General features: G+C 75.3%; 12 protein-coding genes. 8 read left to right on the top strand and 4 right to left on the bottom strand.

Annotated elements, in window-relative coordinates:
- Nucleotides 1-384 precede the first annotated feature (384 nt).
- Together ACR807_RS13440 and ACR807_RS13435 are read left to right on the top strand one after the other, a co-directional pair.
- Complete coding sequence (locus ACR807_RS13440) at nucleotides 385-3,213, top strand: AfsR/SARP family transcriptional regulator (RefSeq protein WP_438921611.1); 2,829 nt, start codon at nucleotides 385-387, stop codon at nucleotides 3,211-3,213.
- 81 nt (nucleotides 3,214-3,294) lie between these two features.
- On the top strand, nucleotides 3,295-6,591 hold the full coding sequence (locus ACR807_RS13435) for an AfsR/SARP family transcriptional regulator (RefSeq protein ID WP_438921610.1): 3,297 nt from the start codon (nucleotides 3,295-3,297) through the stop codon (nucleotides 6,589-6,591).
- On the opposite strand, the gene ACR807_RS13430 is transcribed toward ACR807_RS13435, so the two are convergent.
- Complete coding sequence (locus ACR807_RS13430; RefSeq protein WP_438921609.1) at nucleotides 6,575-7,159, bottom strand: hypothetical protein; 585 nt, start codon at nucleotides 7,157-7,159, stop codon at nucleotides 6,575-6,577. The two genes, ACR807_RS13435 and ACR807_RS13430, sit on opposite strands and share 17 nt — an antisense overlap.
- 172 nt (nucleotides 7,160-7,331) lie before the next feature.
- Here ACR807_RS13430 and ACR807_RS13425 point away from each other — a divergent pair, with 172 nt between their 5' ends.
- The gene (locus ACR807_RS13425) at nucleotides 7,332-8,192 is read left to right on the top strand and encodes a DUF4394 domain-containing protein (protein ID WP_438921608.1); all 861 of its coding nucleotides are present in this window, start codon (nucleotides 7,332-7,334) and stop codon (nucleotides 8,190-8,192) included.
- A gap of 155 nt (nucleotides 8,193-8,347) precedes the next feature.
- A complete protein-coding gene (locus ACR807_RS13420; protein ID WP_438921607.1) occupies nucleotides 8,348-9,622 on the top strand; it encodes an FAD-dependent monooxygenase in 1,275 nt (424 codons plus the stop codon).
- Nucleotides 9,623-9,746: 124 nt separating this feature from the next.
- Here the strand turns inward: ACR807_RS13420 and ACR807_RS13415 are convergent, their stop codons facing one another.
- Nucleotides 9,747-10,382 carry a TetR/AcrR family transcriptional regulator gene (locus tag ACR807_RS13415; protein ID WP_438921606.1) on the bottom strand — a complete coding sequence of 212 codons (636 nt, stop codon included), beginning with the start codon at nucleotides 10,380-10,382 and terminating at the stop codon, nucleotides 9,747-9,749.
- Nucleotides 10,383-10,443: 61 nt separating this feature from the next.
- Here ACR807_RS13415 and ACR807_RS13410 point away from each other — a divergent pair, with 61 nt between their 5' ends.
- On the top strand, nucleotides 10,444-11,202 hold the full coding sequence (locus ACR807_RS13410; RefSeq protein ID WP_438921605.1) for an SDR family NAD(P)-dependent oxidoreductase: 759 nt from the start codon (nucleotides 10,444-10,446) through the stop codon (nucleotides 11,200-11,202).
- Between the two features lie 70 nt (nucleotides 11,203-11,272).
- Nucleotides 11,273-11,785 (top strand): MauE/DoxX family redox-associated membrane protein, encoded by a 513-nt coding sequence (locus tag ACR807_RS13405; RefSeq protein ID WP_438921604.1) that lies wholly within the window; start codon nucleotides 11,273-11,275, stop codon nucleotides 11,783-11,785.
- 16 nt (nucleotides 11,786-11,801) lie between these two features.
- On the opposite strand, the gene ACR807_RS13400 is transcribed toward ACR807_RS13405, so the two are convergent.
- Both ACR807_RS13400 and ACR807_RS13395 read right to left on the bottom strand, forming a co-directional pair.
- Nucleotides 11,802-14,411, bottom strand: a complete 2,610-nt coding sequence (locus ACR807_RS13400) for a CHAT domain-containing protein (protein WP_438921603.1) — start codon at nucleotides 14,409-14,411, stop codon at nucleotides 11,802-11,804.
- Between the two features lie 87 nt (nucleotides 14,412-14,498).
- On the bottom strand, nucleotides 14,499-14,693 hold the full coding sequence (locus ACR807_RS13395) for a hypothetical protein (protein WP_438921602.1): 195 nt from the start codon (nucleotides 14,691-14,693) through the stop codon (nucleotides 14,499-14,501).
- Between the two features lie 1,018 nt (nucleotides 14,694-15,711).
- Here ACR807_RS13395 and ACR807_RS13390 point away from each other — a divergent pair.
- Together ACR807_RS13390 and ACR807_RS13385 are read left to right on the top strand one after the other, a co-directional pair.
- Nucleotides 15,712-16,992: an ATP-grasp domain-containing protein gene (locus tag ACR807_RS13390; protein ID WP_438921601.1), complete on the top strand. Its 1,281-nt coding sequence runs from the start codon at nucleotides 15,712-15,714 to the stop codon at nucleotides 16,990-16,992.
- On the top strand, nucleotides 16,989-18,296 hold the full coding sequence (locus ACR807_RS13385; protein ID WP_438921600.1) for an MFS transporter: 1,308 nt from the start codon (nucleotides 16,989-16,991) through the stop codon (nucleotides 18,294-18,296). The genes ACR807_RS13390 and ACR807_RS13385 overlap by 4 nt, the downstream gene beginning before the upstream one ends.
- The last annotated feature ends 57 nt before the right edge of the window (nucleotides 18,297-18,353 follow it).

The following is an 18,353-nucleotide window of genomic DNA, read 5'->3' as shown; positions in this document are numbered from 1 at the left end:
AACATCAAGGTCTTGCAAGCGTCGATCCAGCCGTATTTTGCGGATCAAGAAGGCTCGGCACCCGATCTGGATCGTGTTCTACGTGGTGTTTGCCGGTGCGCGTCCGGGATCGCTCCCAGAGTGAGATGCTGCGTGTATGCCCAGTTGAGACGTAGTGTTCGATGATTGGGGATTAACTCTTGAGTGGTGTGGGGATAGTGCGATCGGCGTAGTGAGGCCGTCGAAACTATTGCGATAAAGTAGTCGAAATTTTTCGAACACTCGGCCGGTGTCCGGTGTTCTCGCAGGAATCGCGGGCCCTGCCGCCCGCCTGACCCGCGCCGGAACTCCGGGACCTGATATGCCTTGACGCGCACGCGCGTAATCACCGCTGAGAGGTCGGTCGTGGGAGAGCTGAGAGTGCTGGGCCCGGTCGAGGCGTGGACCGCGGGGCGGCGGCTGGACGTGGGCCACGCCCGCCGGCAGTGCGTGCTGGCGGCGCTGCTGGTCGACGCCAACCGCGTGGTGACCGCGGACCAGCTGCTCGACCGCGTGTGGGGCGACCGGGTGCCGCACCGCGGCAAGGGCAACCTCCACTCGTACGTGTCGCGCCTGCGCACCGCCCTGGCCGACCTGGGCGACGTGGCGATCGTGCACCGCTCCGGCGGCTGGGTGCTGGAGGTGGACCCGGAGCGGGTGGACCTGCACCGGTTCCGCGCCCTGCTCTCCCGGGCCCGCTCGGCACCCGACCCCGCGCGGGGGCTGGCCGCCGTCGACGAGGCGCTCGGGCTGTGGCACGGCGAGGCGTTCAGCGGGCTGGACACGCCCTGGGTCGTCGCGGCGCGGGAGATGCTCGACGGCGAGCGGTGGACGGCCGAGCTGGAGCGCACCGACCTGGCGCTGCGCCTCGGGCGGCACACCGACCTGCTGCCCGAGCTGGCCGCCCGCGCCGCCGAGCACCCGCTGGACGAGCGCGTCGCCGCCCAGCACCTGCTCGCCCTGGCCCTCGGCGGTCGGCAGGCCGAGGCGCTCGCCCACTACGAGCGGGTCCGCGCGCGGCTGGCCGGGGAGCTGGGCACCGACCCCGGCGCCGCGCTGCGCGACCTGCACCGGCGGCTGCTCGCGGCCGAACCGGTCGGGGCGGCGGGACCCGCCGCGCCCGCCGCGCCCGCCCCGCGGCAGGTGGCCGTCGTGCCGCGCCAGCTCCCCGCACCGCCCCGCTCGTTCATCGGCCGCGCCGACGAGCTGGCCGCCCTCACGGCCGCGCTGGACGACGTCGACGCCGGCACCGTGGTGATCTCCGCGATCGGCGGCACCGGCGGCATCGGCAAGACCTGGTTGGCGCTGCACTGGGCGCACCAGCACGTCCACCGGTTCCCCGACGGCCAGCTGTTCGTGGACCTGCGCGGGTTCAGCCCGGAGAGCGAGCCCATGCCGCCCGCGGTGGCGGTGCGCGGGTTCCTCGACGCGCTGGGCGTGGAGCCCGGCCGGATGCCGGCGGGCCCGGACGCGCAGGCGGCGCTGCTGCGCGGCGTGGTCGCCGACCGGCGGATGCTGATCGTGCTGGACAACGCCGCCGGCGCGGCGCAGGTCGTGCCGCTGCTGCCCGGCGGTCGCTCGTGCACCGTGCTCGTCACCAGCCGCAGCAGGCTGCTCAGCCTGACCACCGCGCACGGCGCCGGCCACCTGAACCTCGACGTGCTGTCCAACGAGGAGTCGCGCGACCTGCTGGCCCGCCGCCTGGGCGCGGCCCGGGTCGAGGCCGAGGCGCGGGCCGTGGACGAGCTGATCGCCCTGTGCAAGGGGTTCCCGCTCGCCCTCGGCGTCATCGCCGCCCGCGCCTGCGCGCACCCCCGCATGCCGCTGGCCACGTTCGCCGCCGAGCTGCGCGACCTGGGCCTGGACGCGCTGGCCGACAGCGACCCCGCGGCCAGCCTGCCCACCGTGCTGTCCTGGTCCCACCAGGCGCTGACCCCGGAGGAGCGGGAGGTGTTCGGCCTGCTCGGCATCGCCCCGGGCCCGGACACCGCGCTGCCCGCCGCGGCGGCCCTCACCGGCCTGCCGCCCGCCCGCGCGGCGGCGGCGCTGCGCGGGCTGGAGCAGGCGTCGCTGCTCACCCGCGACGACCGCGGCCGGTACGCGATGCACGACCTGATCCGCGCCTACGCCGCCGACACCGCCCGCGGCCTGCCGGAGGCCGTCCGCCGCCGCGCGCTGCGCCGGGTCGTCGACTTCTACCTGCGCACCGCGCACGCCGCGGACCGCCTCCTGGACCCGCACCGCGAGCTGGTCGAGCCGGAAGAGGCCGAACCGGGCGGCGAACCGCAGCCCCTGGCCGACACCGCCGAGGCGCTGGCCTGGCTGGACACCGAGCACGCGTGCCTGCTCGCCGCCCAGCAGGCCGCCGCGTCCCACGGCCTGCACCGGGTCGTGTGGCAGCTCGCGTGGAACCTGACCACGTTCCACAACCGGCGCGGGCACCTGGACGAGCAGCTGGCCGTGTGGCACGCCGGGCTGACCGCCGCCGAGCGGTTCGACGACCCGACCGCCGGCATCCGGGTGCACCGCAACCTCGGCCGCGCGCACGCCGCCCTGCGGCAGCACGAGGACGCGGTCCGCCACCTGCACGTGGCGCTCGCCCTGGCCGAGGAGCACGACCCGGTCAACCACGCGCACGTCCACCAGGTGCTGGCCTGGACGTGGTCGCGCGGCGGCGACGACGGCAAGGCGCTGGAGCACGCCACCCGCGCGCTCGACCTGTACCGCACGCTCGGCAACCCGGCGTGGGAGGCGAACGCGCTGAACATGGTCGGCTGGTACGCGGCGCAGCTGGGGCAGCACGACCGCGCCCGCGAGCACTGCCGCGCCGCCCTGGACCTGCACCGGCGGCACGGCAACCCGGAGGGCGAGGCGGACACCCTCGACAGCCTCGGCTACATCGACCACCACACCGGGGACCACGCGCCGGCCGTGGAGCACTACCGGCGGGCGCTGGTGCTGTTCCGCGAGATCGGCAACACCTACCAGGTCGCCGACACCCTCGAACACCTCGGCCACCCGCACGCCGCCCTGGGGCAGGTGGACGAGGCCCGCGCGGCGTGGCAGGAGGCGCTGGAGTCCTACGAGGCCCAGGACCGCCCCGACGACACCGCCCGCATCCAGGGGCTGCTGGACGGCCTGGGCGCACGCCGAGCGGGCGCTGGGCTGAGCGGACCAACCCCCCGCGTGCGGTAATTTCCTTCGCGCGCAACGTTCTTGTGCCCCACCGGCCCGTGGACTAGGTTCGCCGCCTATACGTCGACCGTGGAGCCCGCCGTGGCGCTGAAGTCCGTGCGCATCCAGGTGCTCGGTTCGCTGCGGGCGTGGCACGACCGCGACGAGCTGGACCTCGGACCGCCGGGCCGGCGGGCGGTGCTGGGGCTGCTCGTGCTCGCCGGCGGCGAGGCGGTGACCACCCGCGAGCTGGTGGACGCGCTGTGGGGCGACCGGCCGCCGCGCAGCGCGCTGAACGTGCTCCAGACGCACGTCAAGCACCTGCGCCGGCTCCTGGAGCCCGACCGGCCGCCGCGCGCGGGCAGCGGGGTGCTGCCGCACGTCGGCGGTGGCTACGCCGTGCGGGTCCACGTCGTGGACGTGGACCTGCTGCACGTCCGCCGCCTGGTCGCCGAGGCGCAGGACGCGCACCGCGACGGCGACACGGCGCGGGTGGCGTCGCTGCTGGGCGAGGCGTTGCGGTGGTGGCGGGGTCGCCCGCTCGCCAACGTCCCGGTGCTGGCCAAGCACCCGGGCGTGCTGGCGCTGGTCGCGGAGCGGCGGGAGCTGCTCGCCCGGTACGGCGACGCGATGATCCAGGTCGGCGCGGCGGCGGAGGTGCTGCCCGAGGTCGCCGCGGACGTCGCCGAGCAGCCGTTGGACGAACCGGCCCAGGCCCGGCTGATCCGCGCCTACCACGCGGTCGGGCAGCGGGCCAGGGCCTTCCAGGTCTACCACGAGGTGCGCGACCGGCTGGTCGAGGAGCTGGGCGTGGACCCCGGGCCGGAGCTGGTCGCGGCGCACGCGGCGCTGCTGCGCGACGACCCGGTCACCGGGTCGGGTCCGGCGCGGGCCGGTCCCGCGGTGGGCGGCCCCGCGCCGCGTGCGCCGCGTGCGCCGGGGCAGCTCCCGGCCGACCCGGGCGGGTTCACCGGCCGGGCCGCGGCACTGTCCGAACTGGACGCCCTGCTGCCGGCCGGCGGTGGAGCGGCCGGTGGTGGAGCGGCCGATGGTGAAGCAAACGGCGGGGGAGCGGCCGGCAGGGAACAGGGTGGGGAGCAGGGCGGGGAAGCGGACGGCGGGGGACCGGGCGGCGCGGTGCGGGTCGTCGCGATCTCGGGCACCGCGGGCGTGGGCAAGACCGCGCTGGCCGTGCACTGGGCGCACCGGGTGCGCGACCGGTTCCCGGACGGGCAGCTCTACGCGAACCTGCGCGGGCACGCCCACGGCCCGCCGGCCACGCCGATCGAGGTCCTCGCCCGGTTCCTGGTCGCGCTGGGGGTGCCCGCCGAGCGCGTGCCCGTCGACGTGGGGGGCGCGTCGGACCTGTACCGCTCCCTGCTGACGGACCGGAAGGTGTTGGTGCTGCTGGACAACGCCGCCGACCCCGACCAGGTGAGGCCGCTGCTGTCCGCCGCCCCGGGGTGCCTGGTGGTGGTGACCGGTCGCGACCGGCTGGGCGGTCTGGTCGCGGTGCACGGCGCCCGCCCGCTCACCCTGGGCGTGCTCGGCCGCGCCGACGCGCTGGAGCTGCTGACCCGCGTGCTGGGGGAGCGGCGGGTGCGCGCCGAACCCGGGGCGGCGGTCGAGCTGGTCGAGCTGTGCGTGCACCTGCCGCTGGCGCTGCGGATCGCGGCGGCCGACCTCGCCGAGCACCCCGGCGCGGGCATCGCGGACCACGTCGCCGAGCTGCGGGCGGGCAACCTGCTGGCCGCGCTGGCGATGCGGGGCGACGAGCAGGCCGCGGTGCGGACCGCCTTCGACCTGTCCTGCGCGGCGCTGCCGCCCGCGGCGCGCCGGCTGTTCCGGCTGCTGAGCCTGGTGCCCGGCGCGGACGTCGGCACCGAGGCGGTGGCGGCGCTGGCCGACGTGACGCCGGAGCGGGCGGCGCGGCTGCTGGACCGGTTGGCGGGCGCGCACCTGGTCGAGCACCACGCGCCCGGCCGCCACCGCTTCCACGACCTGCTGCGCCGCTACGCGGCCGAGCAGGCGGAGCGGTGGGAACCGGCGGAGGAGCGCGCCGCGGCGCTGCGGCGGCTGCACGACTGGCACCTCAACGCCGTGGACGTCGCGGCCGGCCTGCTGTCGTCGCACCTGCTGCGCCTGCCGGTGCCCCCGACCGGGGCCCGCACGCCCTCGGGCCTCACCGACGGGGTCGGTGCGGCGTACTGGCTGGACGCCGAGCTGGGCAACCTCGTCGCGGTGGTCCGGCACGCGGCGCGGGCCGGACCGCGCCGCGTGGCGTGGCTGCTCGCGGACTCCCTGCGGGGCTACTTCTGGATGAGCACGCGCCGGGTCGAGTGGCTGGCGGTGGCGGAGGCGGGACTGGCCGCCGCCGAGGGCGCGGACGAGCCGAGGGCACCCGCCGCCGCCCGGCTCAGCCTCGCCGACCTGCACTTCCGGCAGGGCCGCTACCGGCAGGCCGTGCGGCACCACGCGCACGGGCTGCTGCTGTCCAGGCGGGCCGGGTGGGTCGAGGGCGAGGCCGCCGTGCTCGGCAACCTCGGCTGCGTGTACTGGCAGGCCGGGCGGCTCACCGCCGCCGCGGCCCGGTTCGACCGCGCGCTGGCGCTGAGCCGCGGCATCGGCCAACCCGCGGGCGAGGCCGCCGCCCTGGGCAACCTGGGCCTCGTCCACTGGGAGATGGGCCGGCTGGCGCGGGCCGCCGAGCACTACGCGCGGGCGTTGAGCCGGTACCGGCGGATCGGGTCCCGCCACGGCGAGGCGATCAACCTCGCCAACCTGGGCCAGGTGCAGCGCGTCCGCGGGCTGCCCACCGAGGCCGCCGAGCTGCTGTCCTCGGCGCTCGACCTGCACCACGAGGCGGGCGACCGCGGCAGCGAGGCCGAGGCGCACGGCCGGCTGGCCGTGACGTGCTGCGACCTCGACCTCCCGGCCGAGGCGCTGGAGCACGCGCGCGCCGGCCTGGCCCTGGCCCGGGAGGCGGGCGACCCCCGGACCGAGGCGGAGGCGCTCACCGCGCTGGCCACCGTCCACCGGCGACTGGGCCACCGGCCGGACGCGGTCCGCCGGTACCGCCAGGCGCTCGACCTGATCCGCGAGACCGGCGACCGCTACCCCGAGGTGGACGCCCTCATCGGCCTGGCGACGGCCACCGCGGGCATCGGCGACGCCCGGCACGCCCTCGCCCTGGCCCGGCACGCCGGCTACCGGGCGCTGGTGGGGCAGGCCATGGGCGTGCTGGCCGACATCCGCCTGCTCCAGGACCACCCCGGGGACGCCGCCGAGCACGCCCGCCAGGCGCTCGCCGTGCACCGCGAGACCGGTCACCGCCTCGGCGAGGCGCAGGCCCTGGCCGTGCTGCGGCGGGCGTCGCGCCGGGCTACCGCTGGACCGTGACGCCCTCGCCCACCACCTCCGGCGCGCGGTCCGCGTGGACCACGACGTCCGCCCACGGGTTCACGCCCATGACCGTGCCCAGGTCGTCGACGCGGCACGAGAACTCGCTCATGTTGAACGCGGTCCAGCTGCTCGTGCCCGGCCTCGGCGCCACCTTCTCCTCCATGCTGCCCACCCACGTGCAGCGGGGGTCGACCCCCAGCGGGGTCACCCGCGGGACGACCCAGGTGATCCCCCCGTCCACCACGCACCAGGAGAGGGAGTAGCGGTAGGTCCACAGGTCCTCGTAGTCCAGGACGACCACCGGGTCGGCGGTCGCGAGCGCCCCCTCGCACGCCGGGGTCCCGGCGGGGGCGGCGGTCGACGGTGCCGCACCGCCCACTGCCGCAACGGTTACCGCACCGGCCACCGCCCCACCGGCCACCGCCCCACCGGTTACCGCACCGGCCACCGCCGCATCGGCCACCGCCGCACCGAACCCCGCCCCGCCGAACACCGCCGCACCGGCCGCCGGGCCGGACACCGTTCCGCAGATCACGAGCACCCCGAGCAGAACCCCGGTCCTCATCGTGTCGTCCCCCTTCGTCCCCCTCGTCGCGTGGGGCCACTCTTCCGCCGCCGCTCCGACGACGGCAAGCGCCCGCGCCCGAGGTCCAGTCGATGTCCAACCGATGTCCAGTCACCGCCCCTAGCTTCGGCCCGGGAATTCCGCGCAGGACGCTTCCTGAGGGGGAGAACTGATGACAACGCGGTTCACGAGAGGGATCGCCGCGGCGGCGGTCGTGGCCACCACCGCGGCGGCGCTGGTGGGGACGGCGGGCTCGGGCTGGGCACAGCCCTTGGCCTTGCGGGCGTTCGGGATCAGCACGGACGGCAAGGTGATGACCATGTTCACCACGGACCGGCCCACCGTGCTCGACTGGGTCAGGGAGATCACGGGGCTCAGCGGCGACACCTCGTTGATCGGCATCGACTTCCGCGTCCAGAACGGCCTGATGTACGGCGTGGGCGACCAGGGCGGCATCTACACGATCACCACCCCGCCCCAGACGGACGACGTGGTCGTCACGAAGGTCTCGCAGCTGGGCGTCGCGTTGTACGGCACCAACTTCGGCGTCGACTTCAACCCCGCCGCCGACCGGCTGCGGGTGGTCGCCAACACCGGCCAGAACCTGCGGCACAACCTCGCCACCCACGCCACCGACGAGGACGCCGTCCTCACCACGCCGCCCGCGCTCGGCCCGGCCCGGGGCGTCTCGGCCGCCGCGTACACCAACAACGACCTGGACGCGAGCACCGCGACCACGCTGTTCGACATCAACACCGCCACCGACCAGCTCGTCATCCAGTCCCCGGCCAACAACGGCACCCTGGCCGCGGTCGGCTCACTTGGCTTCGACGCCCAGGCCAACGCCGGCCTGGACATCTACAGCGACCTGACCGGCGGCAGGACGACCTCGGTGTCGTTCTTCGCCACCCTCACCCCGGCGGGCGGTTCGTCGACGTTCTACGGCGTCAACCCGTTCACCGGGGCCACCACGAGCCTGGGCCGGTTCCCGCTGGGGATCAGCGACGTCGCCATCGCGCTCGACGCGGGCTGAACCGCGTCGGGGACCGGTACCCCGAGGTGGCCCGCCCCCGCTCTCCCAGGGGGCGGGCCCACCGCTGCCGCGCCCCCGACCACCTGTTCCCGTCCCGTCTCCGTCCGTCCGTCGGAAGTGGTAGGACGGGAGGTGTCGAGGCGAGGAGGTCGCCGGTGCCCGGGGTGCTGGTCGTGGGTGCGGGGATAGCGGGGCTGACCACGGCGCTGAGCCTGCACGGGGCCGGGTGGCGCGACGTCCGCGTGATCGACGCGGCGGCGGAGCTGCGGCCGGTCGGGGCCGGGCTCAACGTGCTGCCCAACGCGGTGCGGGAGCTGGCCGCGCTCGGCCTGCTGGAGGAGCTGCTGCGGGTCTCCGTCTCCACCGCCGAGCTGCGCTACCACCACCGGGGCGGCGGTCTGGTCCTGCGCGAGCCGCGCGGCGTCGAGGCGGGGTACCGGTGGCCGCAGCTGTCCCTGCACCGGGGGCCGTTGCAGGCGGTGCTGCTCGGCGCGGTGCGGGCGCGGCTCGGTCCCGGCGCCGTCACGACCGGGCTGCGGCTGGCGGACCTCGACCAGCGCGGCGACGGGCGGTGGCGCGTGGTGGCCGTGCGCCCCTCGGGTGAGCGGGAGGTGCTGGAGGCCGACGTCCTCGTCGGCGCGGACGGCATCCGGTCCGCCGTGCGGGAGATCCTGCACCCGGAGCACCCCGGCCCCCGGCGGCGGCTGGGCATGACCATCTACCGGGGCACCGCGAACCGCGCGCCGTTCTCCGGCGGGCGCACCATGCTCGTCGGCGGCGACGAGGAGCGCAAGGCCGTCGTGTACCCGCTGACGACGGCCGCGCCCGGCGGCACCGCGGTGGTCAACTGGGCGGTGGTCGCCCCGTCCCCGCACGGCGACGGGGTCGTCGACTGGAACCGGCCGGTGCCCGCGTCGGTGTTCGTCGACCAGTTCGCCGGGTGGTGCTTCGCCGACGTGGACGTGGCGGACCTGATCAACGGCAGCGACGTGGTCCTGGAGTACCCGATGGCCGACATCGACCCGGTCGAGGGCTGGTCGGTGTCCACCGCGACGCTCGTGGGCGACGCGGCGCACGCCATGGTGCCCATGGGTTCCAACGGCGCCGCGCAGTCGATCGTCGACGCCCGCGCCCTGGCCCACCACCTGACCGCCGACGACCCGGCGGCCGGGCTCGCCGCCTACGAACGCCTCCGCCGCCCGGTGACGACCCGCATCCAGCGCGCCAACCGGGAGTACGGCCCGGAGGCCGTGGTGAACCTGGCGCACCGGGCCGCGCCGGACGGCTTCGACGAGCAGGACCCGCCGTTCTCCCGCCGCGAGCTGCGGGAGCTGGTCGACGGCTACGCGGTGGCCTGCGGTTTCGACGTGGCCTCGGTCAACGCCGGGTCGCCGTTCGGCCCCCGACCCGCGTCGCCGTCCGGTCCCTGACCCGCGTCGCCGTTCGGCCCCTGACCCGCGTCACCGTCCGGTCCCTGACCCGCGTCGCCGTTCGGTCCCTGACCCGCGTCGCCGGCTGGTGCCCGGTGAGCGCGCCCGGTGCGGTGAGCACCCGTCAGCAGTCCGGGTTCATCGCCCGCGCCAGCTCCTCGGGCCGCAGTGGCGGTTCGGGCAGCGGGTGGGCGGCGTCGGCGCGCATCCCGTCGAGCAGGATCGCCAGGTGGCGGCGCCACAGCGAGGACCGGATCGCGCCCGCCGCCTCGACCGTGCGCGCCGTCCCCCAGGTCACGAACGCCAGGTCCTCCAGGGTGACGTCCGCCCGGAGCGCCCCGCTCTCCTGGGCTCGTTCAACGATCCTCACCATCAACTCGTACCCGCGCCGGTACTCCTCGGTCGGCGTGGCCTGCGGCACCCGGCGCGACACCAGGTCGTTGTAGCCGCGGTCGGCCGCCTGCTGCTCGCAGACGCGCTCCAGGAAGTGCACCAGGCCGTCCCACGGGTCGGCGAGCGACAGCGCGTGCTCCGCGATCCGCACGACCGTCTCCGCCCGGTCGGCGAACACCTCGTCGACCAGGTCGGCGCGCTGCGGGAAGTGGTTGTAGAGCGTGCCGATGCTCACCCCGGCGGTGCGGGCGACCTCCTCCAGCGGCACGTCGAGCCCGTGCCGGGCGAACAGCTCGCGGGCCGCCCCGACCAGCAGCTCCCGGTTGCGTCGGGCGTCCTTGCGCAGCGGCTTGGGTCGCGTGGTCACGCGGCCATCCTAATGAAGTTGAGGTGCCCCTCGATTTGTGTATGCTCGAATGAAGTTGAGGATGACCTCAACTTCTGGCACCACGAAGGAGCTGACGGCGCACATGGCCAAGACCCTCGCCATCTTCGGAGCAGGTCCCGTCCTCGGCCTGGCCATCGCCCGCCGCTTCGGGCGCGAGGGCTTCCGGATCGCCCTCGTCGCCCGGACCAGGGCGAACCTGGACCGCCTCGTCGCCGAACTCGCGGCCGACGGCGTCGAGGCGGCCGGGTTCACCGCCGACGTCCAGGACAACGACCAGATCGCCGTCACCGCCGCCGCCGTCACCGAGCGCTTCGGCCGGATCGACGTCGTGTCCTTCAACCCGGGCGGTGGGAATCTCGGTGAGGGCATCGCGCCCGCGCTCGACGTCACCCCGGAGAACCTCCGCCTCGTCCTGGACCGCTTCGTGGTCCCCGCCGTCGCCCTGGTGCGCGCCGTGCTGCCGGCCATGGAGGCGCGCGGCGACGGCGCGGTCCTGTTCACCGCCGGTCAGTCCGGCCTCCACCCGACCCCGTTCCTGGGCAACATCGGCATGGCCCAGGCCGCACTGCGCAACTACGTCCACAACCTCAACGCCACCCTCGCCGGGAAGGGCGTCTACGTCGGCGCGGTGAACATCGGCGCGCTGATCGAGGGCAGCGTCCCGCACCGCGCGATCACCGCGAGCCCCCCGGGGTACGAGCCGGAGGTTCTGGCCCCCGAGGTCTTCGCCGACCACTACTGGCGGCTGCACGCCGAGCGGGCCGCGCCCGAGGTGCTGGTCGGCAGCTTCGGTCGGTGAGTCGCACCGGGACGGGCGGTGCCGCTACCGTCCCGGGGACCGGCGGCGGAGGGGGACGGGGGTGGACGGGATGACCGCGGCCCACCTCGTGCTCGTCTGCCGGGCGCTGCTCTTCGGCGTGTTCCTGGTCGCCCTGGTCGGCAAGGTGCGCGGCCCCGGGGCGTTCTCGGGGTCGGTCGCCGGGCTGCTGGGGACCTCCCGGCGCGCCTCCGGGGTGGTGGCCGCCGCCGTGGTGGCGGGGGAGGGCGCCGTCCTGGTGCTGCTGGCCGTGCCCTCGACGGTGCCCGCCGGGTTCGCGGCGGCGGCGGCGCTGCTGGTGGTGTTCGGGGTGGGGATCGCACGGGCGGTGCGCGGTGGTCGCCGGGTGCCGTGCCGGTGCTTCGGCGCCTCGGCCACGCCGCCCGGCCGGGCGCACGTGGTGCGCAACCTCGTGCTGGCCTGCGCCGGGCTGCTCGTCCCGGTCGCCTCGACGCCGCCGCCCGCCGACCTCGGCGGCGTGCTCGTCGCGCTGCTCGTGGCCGCCGTCGGCGTGCTGGTCGTCACCCGCCTGGACGACCTGGTGGCCGTGTTCTCCCACCCGTGACGGCCCGCGGCCCCGGTCAGCCGGTGCCCAGGCAGACGAACGGCCGCCGCAGCGGGTCCACGGCGATCGCGTCGGCCAGCGCCACGGCCGGTCGCGCGCCGGCGGCCAGGCTGCGGTGGTAGTCGTCCATCGCGGCGGCGCACGCCTGGTCGCCCACCCGGCTCAGCGGTGCGATCACCGTGCGCGAACCGCCGGCCAGCAGCGCGCTGGCGAACCCCAGCGGCTCGTCACCCTGGCGGATGCGGTTGAGGGCCAGTTCGCATGCGGCCAGCACCACCTGGCGCGGCGGGCGGTCCAGGCCGGCCAGCTCGTACGCGTAGAGCGGCCCGTCGCTGAGCTGGAGGCGGGAGAACAGGGCGTTCTCCGGCTCGTGGACGCCGTGCGCGGCCAGGTGCGCGATCTCCGCGCCGTCCAGCGCGGCCAGCACCGCCGACGCCGTCGCCGGTTCGCCGTGCAGCAGCGACGCGGTGCGGTGGTGCGCGCCCAGCCGGTCGATCTCGCCGACCGCGGCGGGCAGTTCGGGGCCGCGGACCAGCACGGTCCGGCCGTCCGCCCCGGTCCCGGCGCGGTCGGCGGCCAGCCACGCGGTCGCCGAGGGCGCCACGACCGCGGGTCGCCCGCGCAGCGACGGCAGCACGCCCCACGGGACCGCGTAGAGCGCGCCGGTCGGCACGACCACCAGCTCCCGGTTTCCGACCAGCTCCGCCAGCGGCCGGACGAGCTGCGCGTCGAGCCGGTCCGCCTGCCTGTGCGCCGACGCCGCGAGCACCCGCACCAGCGGGTCCGGCAGGCGGTCGGGGGCCAGGGCGTTGAGGTCGGCGTTGAGCATCCGGGCGCTCTCCGACGCCGCGCCGGCCGACCCGAGCCGGACCAGCCGGACGGCGGAGCCCACCACGACGACCGCGACCAGGACGTCACCGGACGACGCGTAGCTGACCAGCGCCCGGTCGCCCAGCCGCGCCAGCACCTCCTCCGACCCGACGACCGGGCGCGGCCTGCCCCACTTGCCGGCGTGCCAGCCCAGCCGGTTGGCCTCGCGGAGGCGCTCGGCGTACCGGCCGCGCAGCGCGGACGTCGGGTGGCCCTCGTGCTCGGCCTGGTGGATCGACTGCGCGAGGCTGCGGACCTCGGCGATCCGCTCGGCCAGCTCGGGGTCGTCCACGCGGGTCAGCTGTTCGTAGCGGTACGTCTGCGCCCGGGTCCGCTCCAGCCACGAGAACAGCCGGCGGGCGTCGCCGCCCTCCAGGACCAGGGTGACGGCCAGTTCGGCCAGGTCCTGACCGTGCAGCGCCGTCCCGGACAGCAGCTCCAGGCCGCTCATCCGGTCCCGCACGTGCCCGAGGTCGGTCAGCCCCGCCCTGATCTCGGCGAGCGCGCCCGACCGGTCGCCGAGGGCCACGGCCAGCTCGGCGCGGCACAGCCGGCGCAGCATCCGGTGCTCGACCGGGGTGAGCCTGCCCGGCCGGGGCACCCGGTCGAGGACGCGCCGCGCCGCGTCGAGGTCACCGCGCCGGACCTCCAGCCGCACGGCCAGCAGCCGGGCCACGGCCGCCTGCTCGGCCAGCCGGGGCACGGGCAGCCCGTCGGCGAAGGCCAGCGTCCGCTTGACGAGCGGCCGGGGCGCCCGGCCGGCGCGCAGGGCCACCGCGGTGTCCACCCGCAGGCCCAGCAGGGTCGCGTTGGCCACGCAGTTCTCGCAGCCCCACCGGCGCATCCGCTGCCGGGCCGCGCTCGCCATCCGGCGGGCCAGGTCCAGGTCGCCGGTCAGGTACGCCGCCGCCGCCCGGTACAGCTCCGCGTTGGCCAGGTACCGGGTGGTGCCGTGCTCGGCGCGCAGCACCTCCAGCACGCCGTCGAGCTGGGTGCCCGCCTCGTCGGCGAGACCGGCGGCCATCAGCGCCTGCGCCCGGTCCACGCCGAGCAGCACCGGCAGGTCGGGACCCTGGCCCCGGGCGGAGCGCTCGCTGTCCTCGTAGCGGCGCAGGGCCGCCGGGACGTCGCCCACGCGCAGCTCCAGCACGCCCAGCGCGTGGCTCGCGTCGGTCGCCCTGGCCGACAGGCCGTGCTCGGTCGCCAGGGCGACGGCCCTGGTCAGGTCGTGCCGGGCCGCGCCGATCGCGCCGAGCCTGGTGTGCGCCGTGCCCCTGCTCCACAGCGTCTTCACGATCGACTCGACCAGCGGCGGTTCGGGCGTGCCCTCCGCGAGCCGGCGTTCCTTGTGCTCGATCACCGAGTCGAACACGGCGACGGCGGTCTCGATCAGCCCCGCGTTGAGCAGCAGCAGGCCGCGGTTGTGCGCGATCGTGCCGTCCAGCTCCGCCTTGACCTCGGGGTCCACCACCTCGTCGACCAGTCGGCGCACCTCGGCCAGCCCGTCGAGCCCCGCGGCGGGTCCCGCCTTCTCCGCGGCGAGCGTCGCCAGCGTGGACGACAGCCGGATGCGGGTCACCAGCCACTCGGACCGGGTGGCCGGGTCGACGGGGTCGATCGTCTCGGTCAGGCTCTGCCCCCGGCGGAGCAGTCTCACCGCTTCCCGGTGCCTCCCGGAGCACGACGCGTCGACTCCGTCGCGGTGCAGTCCGCGCGCTTTGTCGATCACTGCGATCTCGGCCGGGAATGCGGTCACAGGCACTCGTCCATGAGATCACAGGACCGAACGGGACAACGCCCGCCGACCAGGGGTCCGGTCGGCGGGCGCTGTCACCTTTCACGGTCAGGGCTGGGTGGCCGGGACCTTTTCCACGCACCCGCCGCCGATGCACTCGGCGGTGGACGCGCCCTCCTCCGACTGCTCGGTGCCGCTCTGCTGTTCCTGCTGCTCGCCGTGCTGTTCCGGCACGTCCGTCAGCGTGGTGACGCCCTGTGGGACGTCCTCCCCCAAGAACTCGGTCTCCGTGGTCGTAGACAAAGAGATCTTCCTCCCCTGAATGATCTTGTCCAGTCCATCGAGCAACGACTCAACCGACTTCGCTGAGTCAGTCCGACGGCCCCCTCGTGCCGCGAACGGGTCAATCGTGGCACAACGGAGTATTGATCGGAGCTGAATTCCCCACATCGAGTAGCGAGTGCGGGGTGACGTGGGCCGATGGTGCGACGGGTGTCGTCCTCCCGGGTGTGCGCCGCCGGACGGAGCAGCCCTTTCCGGTCGTCGTCCGGCGCCGGGGCGGGGGCGCCGGCCGCGGAGCGGTAACGGGGGACGTGCCGCCGGACGTGGTGCCGGGTGGACGGCGGTGGGGTCCGGGTGCGCCGGGGGTGTGCCGCACCGCGGTCGCGACGTGGTGCGGGGGTCGTGGTGTTGCGCGTTCGCTTCACGGTGGGGACCCGGGGCGGCTGCGGGTGGTGGCCGGCCTGGTCGTCACCACCCGCCGCGGCGGCACGGCGCTGCACGCGCTGACCGCGCTCGGGTCGGCGCCGCTCGACAGCCGCGGGCCCGGGTTCGCGGAACTGCCCGCCTGAACCGCGCCCGGCGCGCCGCCGGTCGTTTTCCTGGGTGCCGCGCCGCGCTCTCCGGCGGTTGCCCGTGAATCTGCACGTGCACGCGCCGGTGATCGCGCATCGGGACCCCGAAAAGGCTGGAAATGCATTCCAAATCGCCGACGACGCTCCGGGCGGTCGGGGGAAAATCTTGCCAAAATGGTCGATTCGCGGCGAAATCTTTCCCGGAGCGACTGCACGCCCCCCTGTCAACCCCTTGCTGACCTGCGAAGACGTGGAATACTGCGAGGTGCCGGCCTGCTCGGCGCGGCGTCAGCCTGCGCATTTGTCCGGACAATGGGGGCCATTCGAGTTCGTTATGTGAAAAAATCCTGTCAATCGGCGGGCAATGGGCTACGGTTGCGTCGCTCCGCGCGGAAGCGGAGAAACTGGGGATGCTGGAGGGGACTTTGAGCAGGCCATCTGTTCTGTTGATCGGTGCCGATCCTTACGTGTTGCGGGCGTGCCAGCGCCACGACATCGAGCCGGTGCTGCTGTGCAATTCGTCGGCGTACGACTCCGGCCGCGTCCAGCTGCCGCCGGGCGGCACGCTGATCCGCGTCGACGACGTGACCAACGTGGAGGACTGCCTGGCGGCCCTGCACCGGGCGGGCCTGGGCGACCGGGAGTTCCTCGCCGTGCAGACCACCTGGGAGTACGCCGTGGTGACCGCGGCCGTGCTCGGGCGCGCCCTGGGCACCCGGACGATCGACCCGGGCACCGCGCTGCTCTTCCGCGACAAGTCGCTGCAGAAGGCGGCGTTGCGGGCGGCAGGCGTGCCCGTCACCCGCACCCAGGTCGTCGAGGACCTGTTCAACGTCGCCGACGTGCCGCTGGAGTTCGAGCGCGCCGTGCTCAAGCCCATCGCCGGCGGCGGGACCACGTCCACCAGCGTGGTGCGCGGTCGCGAGGACCTGGAGGCGGCGAGCCGGGCCGCCCGCCTGGCCAAGGAGACCAGCCGGACGTTCCTGCTGGAGGAGTTCGTCGAGGGCGACGAGTGGATGGCCGAGGGCGTGGCCTTCGACGGCGAGGTGCTGTTCTTCGGCCTGGGCGCCTACACCCAGCCCTGCCTCGACGCCATCACCGGCCAGGAGCCGATCTCGCTGCGGCGGCTCGACCCCGTGCAGGAGCCGGAGGCGTACGAGGCCGCCGACCCGGTCGTGCGCGAGGCGATCAAGGTGCTGGGCCTGCGGGACGGCGTGTTCCACATGGAGATGTTCCGGGAGGAGGGCACCGGGCGGATCGTGTTCAGCGAGTGCGCCGCCCGCCGCGGCGGCGCGCTGACGCAGGAGCAGGTGCTCGCGAAGTTCAACGTCGACCTCGGCGAGGCCGCCCTGCTGTGCGCCATCGGCCGCCAGCCCGAGATCGAGGTCAAGGTCAACCCGAACGTCGTCGGCTGCGCCGGCCTGTTCGGCCCGCCCGGAACGGTCATCGGCTACCCGACCGCCGACGAGCTGATCGCCCAGCCCGACGTGGCGTTCGCGCAGATGTACGTGCCGCCGGGCCACACCCTGGCCGACAAGTTCTCCGCGTCGGCCGACATGCTCGGCGCGCTGCTGCTCGTCACGGAGGACGTCGACCGGTTCCAGGCGCGCGTCAAGGAGCTGCGCGCGTGGTTCGCCGAGCGCCTCGTGGTGGCCGAGCCGTGGCTCACCAGCGGTGAGCGCTGGGCGCTGGAGCGCAGGCGCGCGCCGGAGCGCGAGTACCGCGACTGGCTCTACGACGGCGAATGAGCGACCGGGAGGACGTCGACCCGGTACCCGGTACCGGGGAGCGGCCGGGCGGGGGACCGCTCGGCCGCGCCCGGCGGGCGGTCCTGCGCGTGCTGCCCCCACCGGGGCCGCAGCGGGCCCTGCTGGGATCGGTCTTCGCGGTCACCGCCGGCGGCGGGATGCTGCTGGGCAGCAGCACCCTGTACCTGACCCGGATCATCGGCATGTCGCCGGTCGAGGTCGGGTTCGGCCTCACCGCCGGCGCGGCGGTCGGGCTGGCCGCCGGACCGCTGGTCGGGCACGCGGCCGACCGCCGCGGGCCCCGCGAGGTGCACATCGCCACGATGCTGTGCGGCGCGGCGGCCACCGCCGGGTTCGTGTTCGTGCGGTCGTTCTGGGCGCTGGCCCTGGTGTCGCTGCTGACCGCGCTCGTCGGCGCGGCCGGCTCGGCGAGCCGGGCACCGCTGATCCGGGCGGTGGCGGGCGACCGCACCACGTGGTTCCTGTCCTACCAGCGCGCGGTGTCCAACGTCGGCGTCATGCTGGGCATCCTGATCGCCACCATCGGCATCCAGCTCGACACCGGGCCGGTGTACGTCGCCATGATCCTGGGCAGCGCGGCCACGTTCCTGCTGTCCGGCGCGATCCTGACCAGGCTCGCGCACGTCGTGCCGCTGCCGGTGGAGGCCACCCAGCGGCGGTGGGTGGCGCTCACCGACCGGCCGTACCTGGCCATCACGCTGGTCAACGGCGCGATGTCCGTGCACCTGGCCATCCCCAGCTTCGCGCTGCCGCTGTGGATCGTGGACAGCACGTCCGTGCCGCGCTGGGCGATCACCGCGGTGATCCTCGTCAACGGCGTGCTGATCGTCGCGTTCCAGGTCCGCCTCAGCCGGGGCGTGGTCGACCCGCGCTCGGCGGGGCAGCGGATGCGGTGGGCGGGCGGCGCGCTGCTGGTGGCGTCGGCGCTCATCGGCCTCACCGCCGCGCTGCCGACGTGGACGGCCGCGTTCGTGCTCCTGCTCGGCGTGGTGGTCTACACGCTGGGCGAGCTGTGGCACGCGGCGGCGTCGTTCGAGCTGGCCTTCGGGTTGGCGCTGCCGCACGCGCAGGGCCAGTACGCCGGGATCTTCGGCCTGGGCGCGGGCGCGGCGAACGCGGCGGGGCCCGCCCTGCTGGCCGCGCTGTGCCTGGACCAGGGGCTGCCCGGCTGGGTGGCGCTGGGCGTGCTGCTGCTGGGCCTGGGCCTGGTGACGCCGTTCGTGGTGCGGTGGGCGCAGCAGAGCCGCCTCGACGCGGCGGCGCGGGTGCCCGTCGAGAAGTGACCGCGCCCCTCGGGAAGTGACCGCGCCCCTCGGGAGGTGACCGCGCCCGTCGGGAGG

The organism is Saccharothrix sabaoui (assembly GCF_051756985.1).
In the GTDB taxonomy this organism is placed as follows: domain Bacteria; phylum Actinomycetota; class Actinomycetes; order Mycobacteriales; family Pseudonocardiaceae; genus Actinosynnema.
The sequence above is the reverse complement of the archived record's forward strand: the minus strand, read 5'-3'. Positions and strand labels throughout refer to the sequence as shown.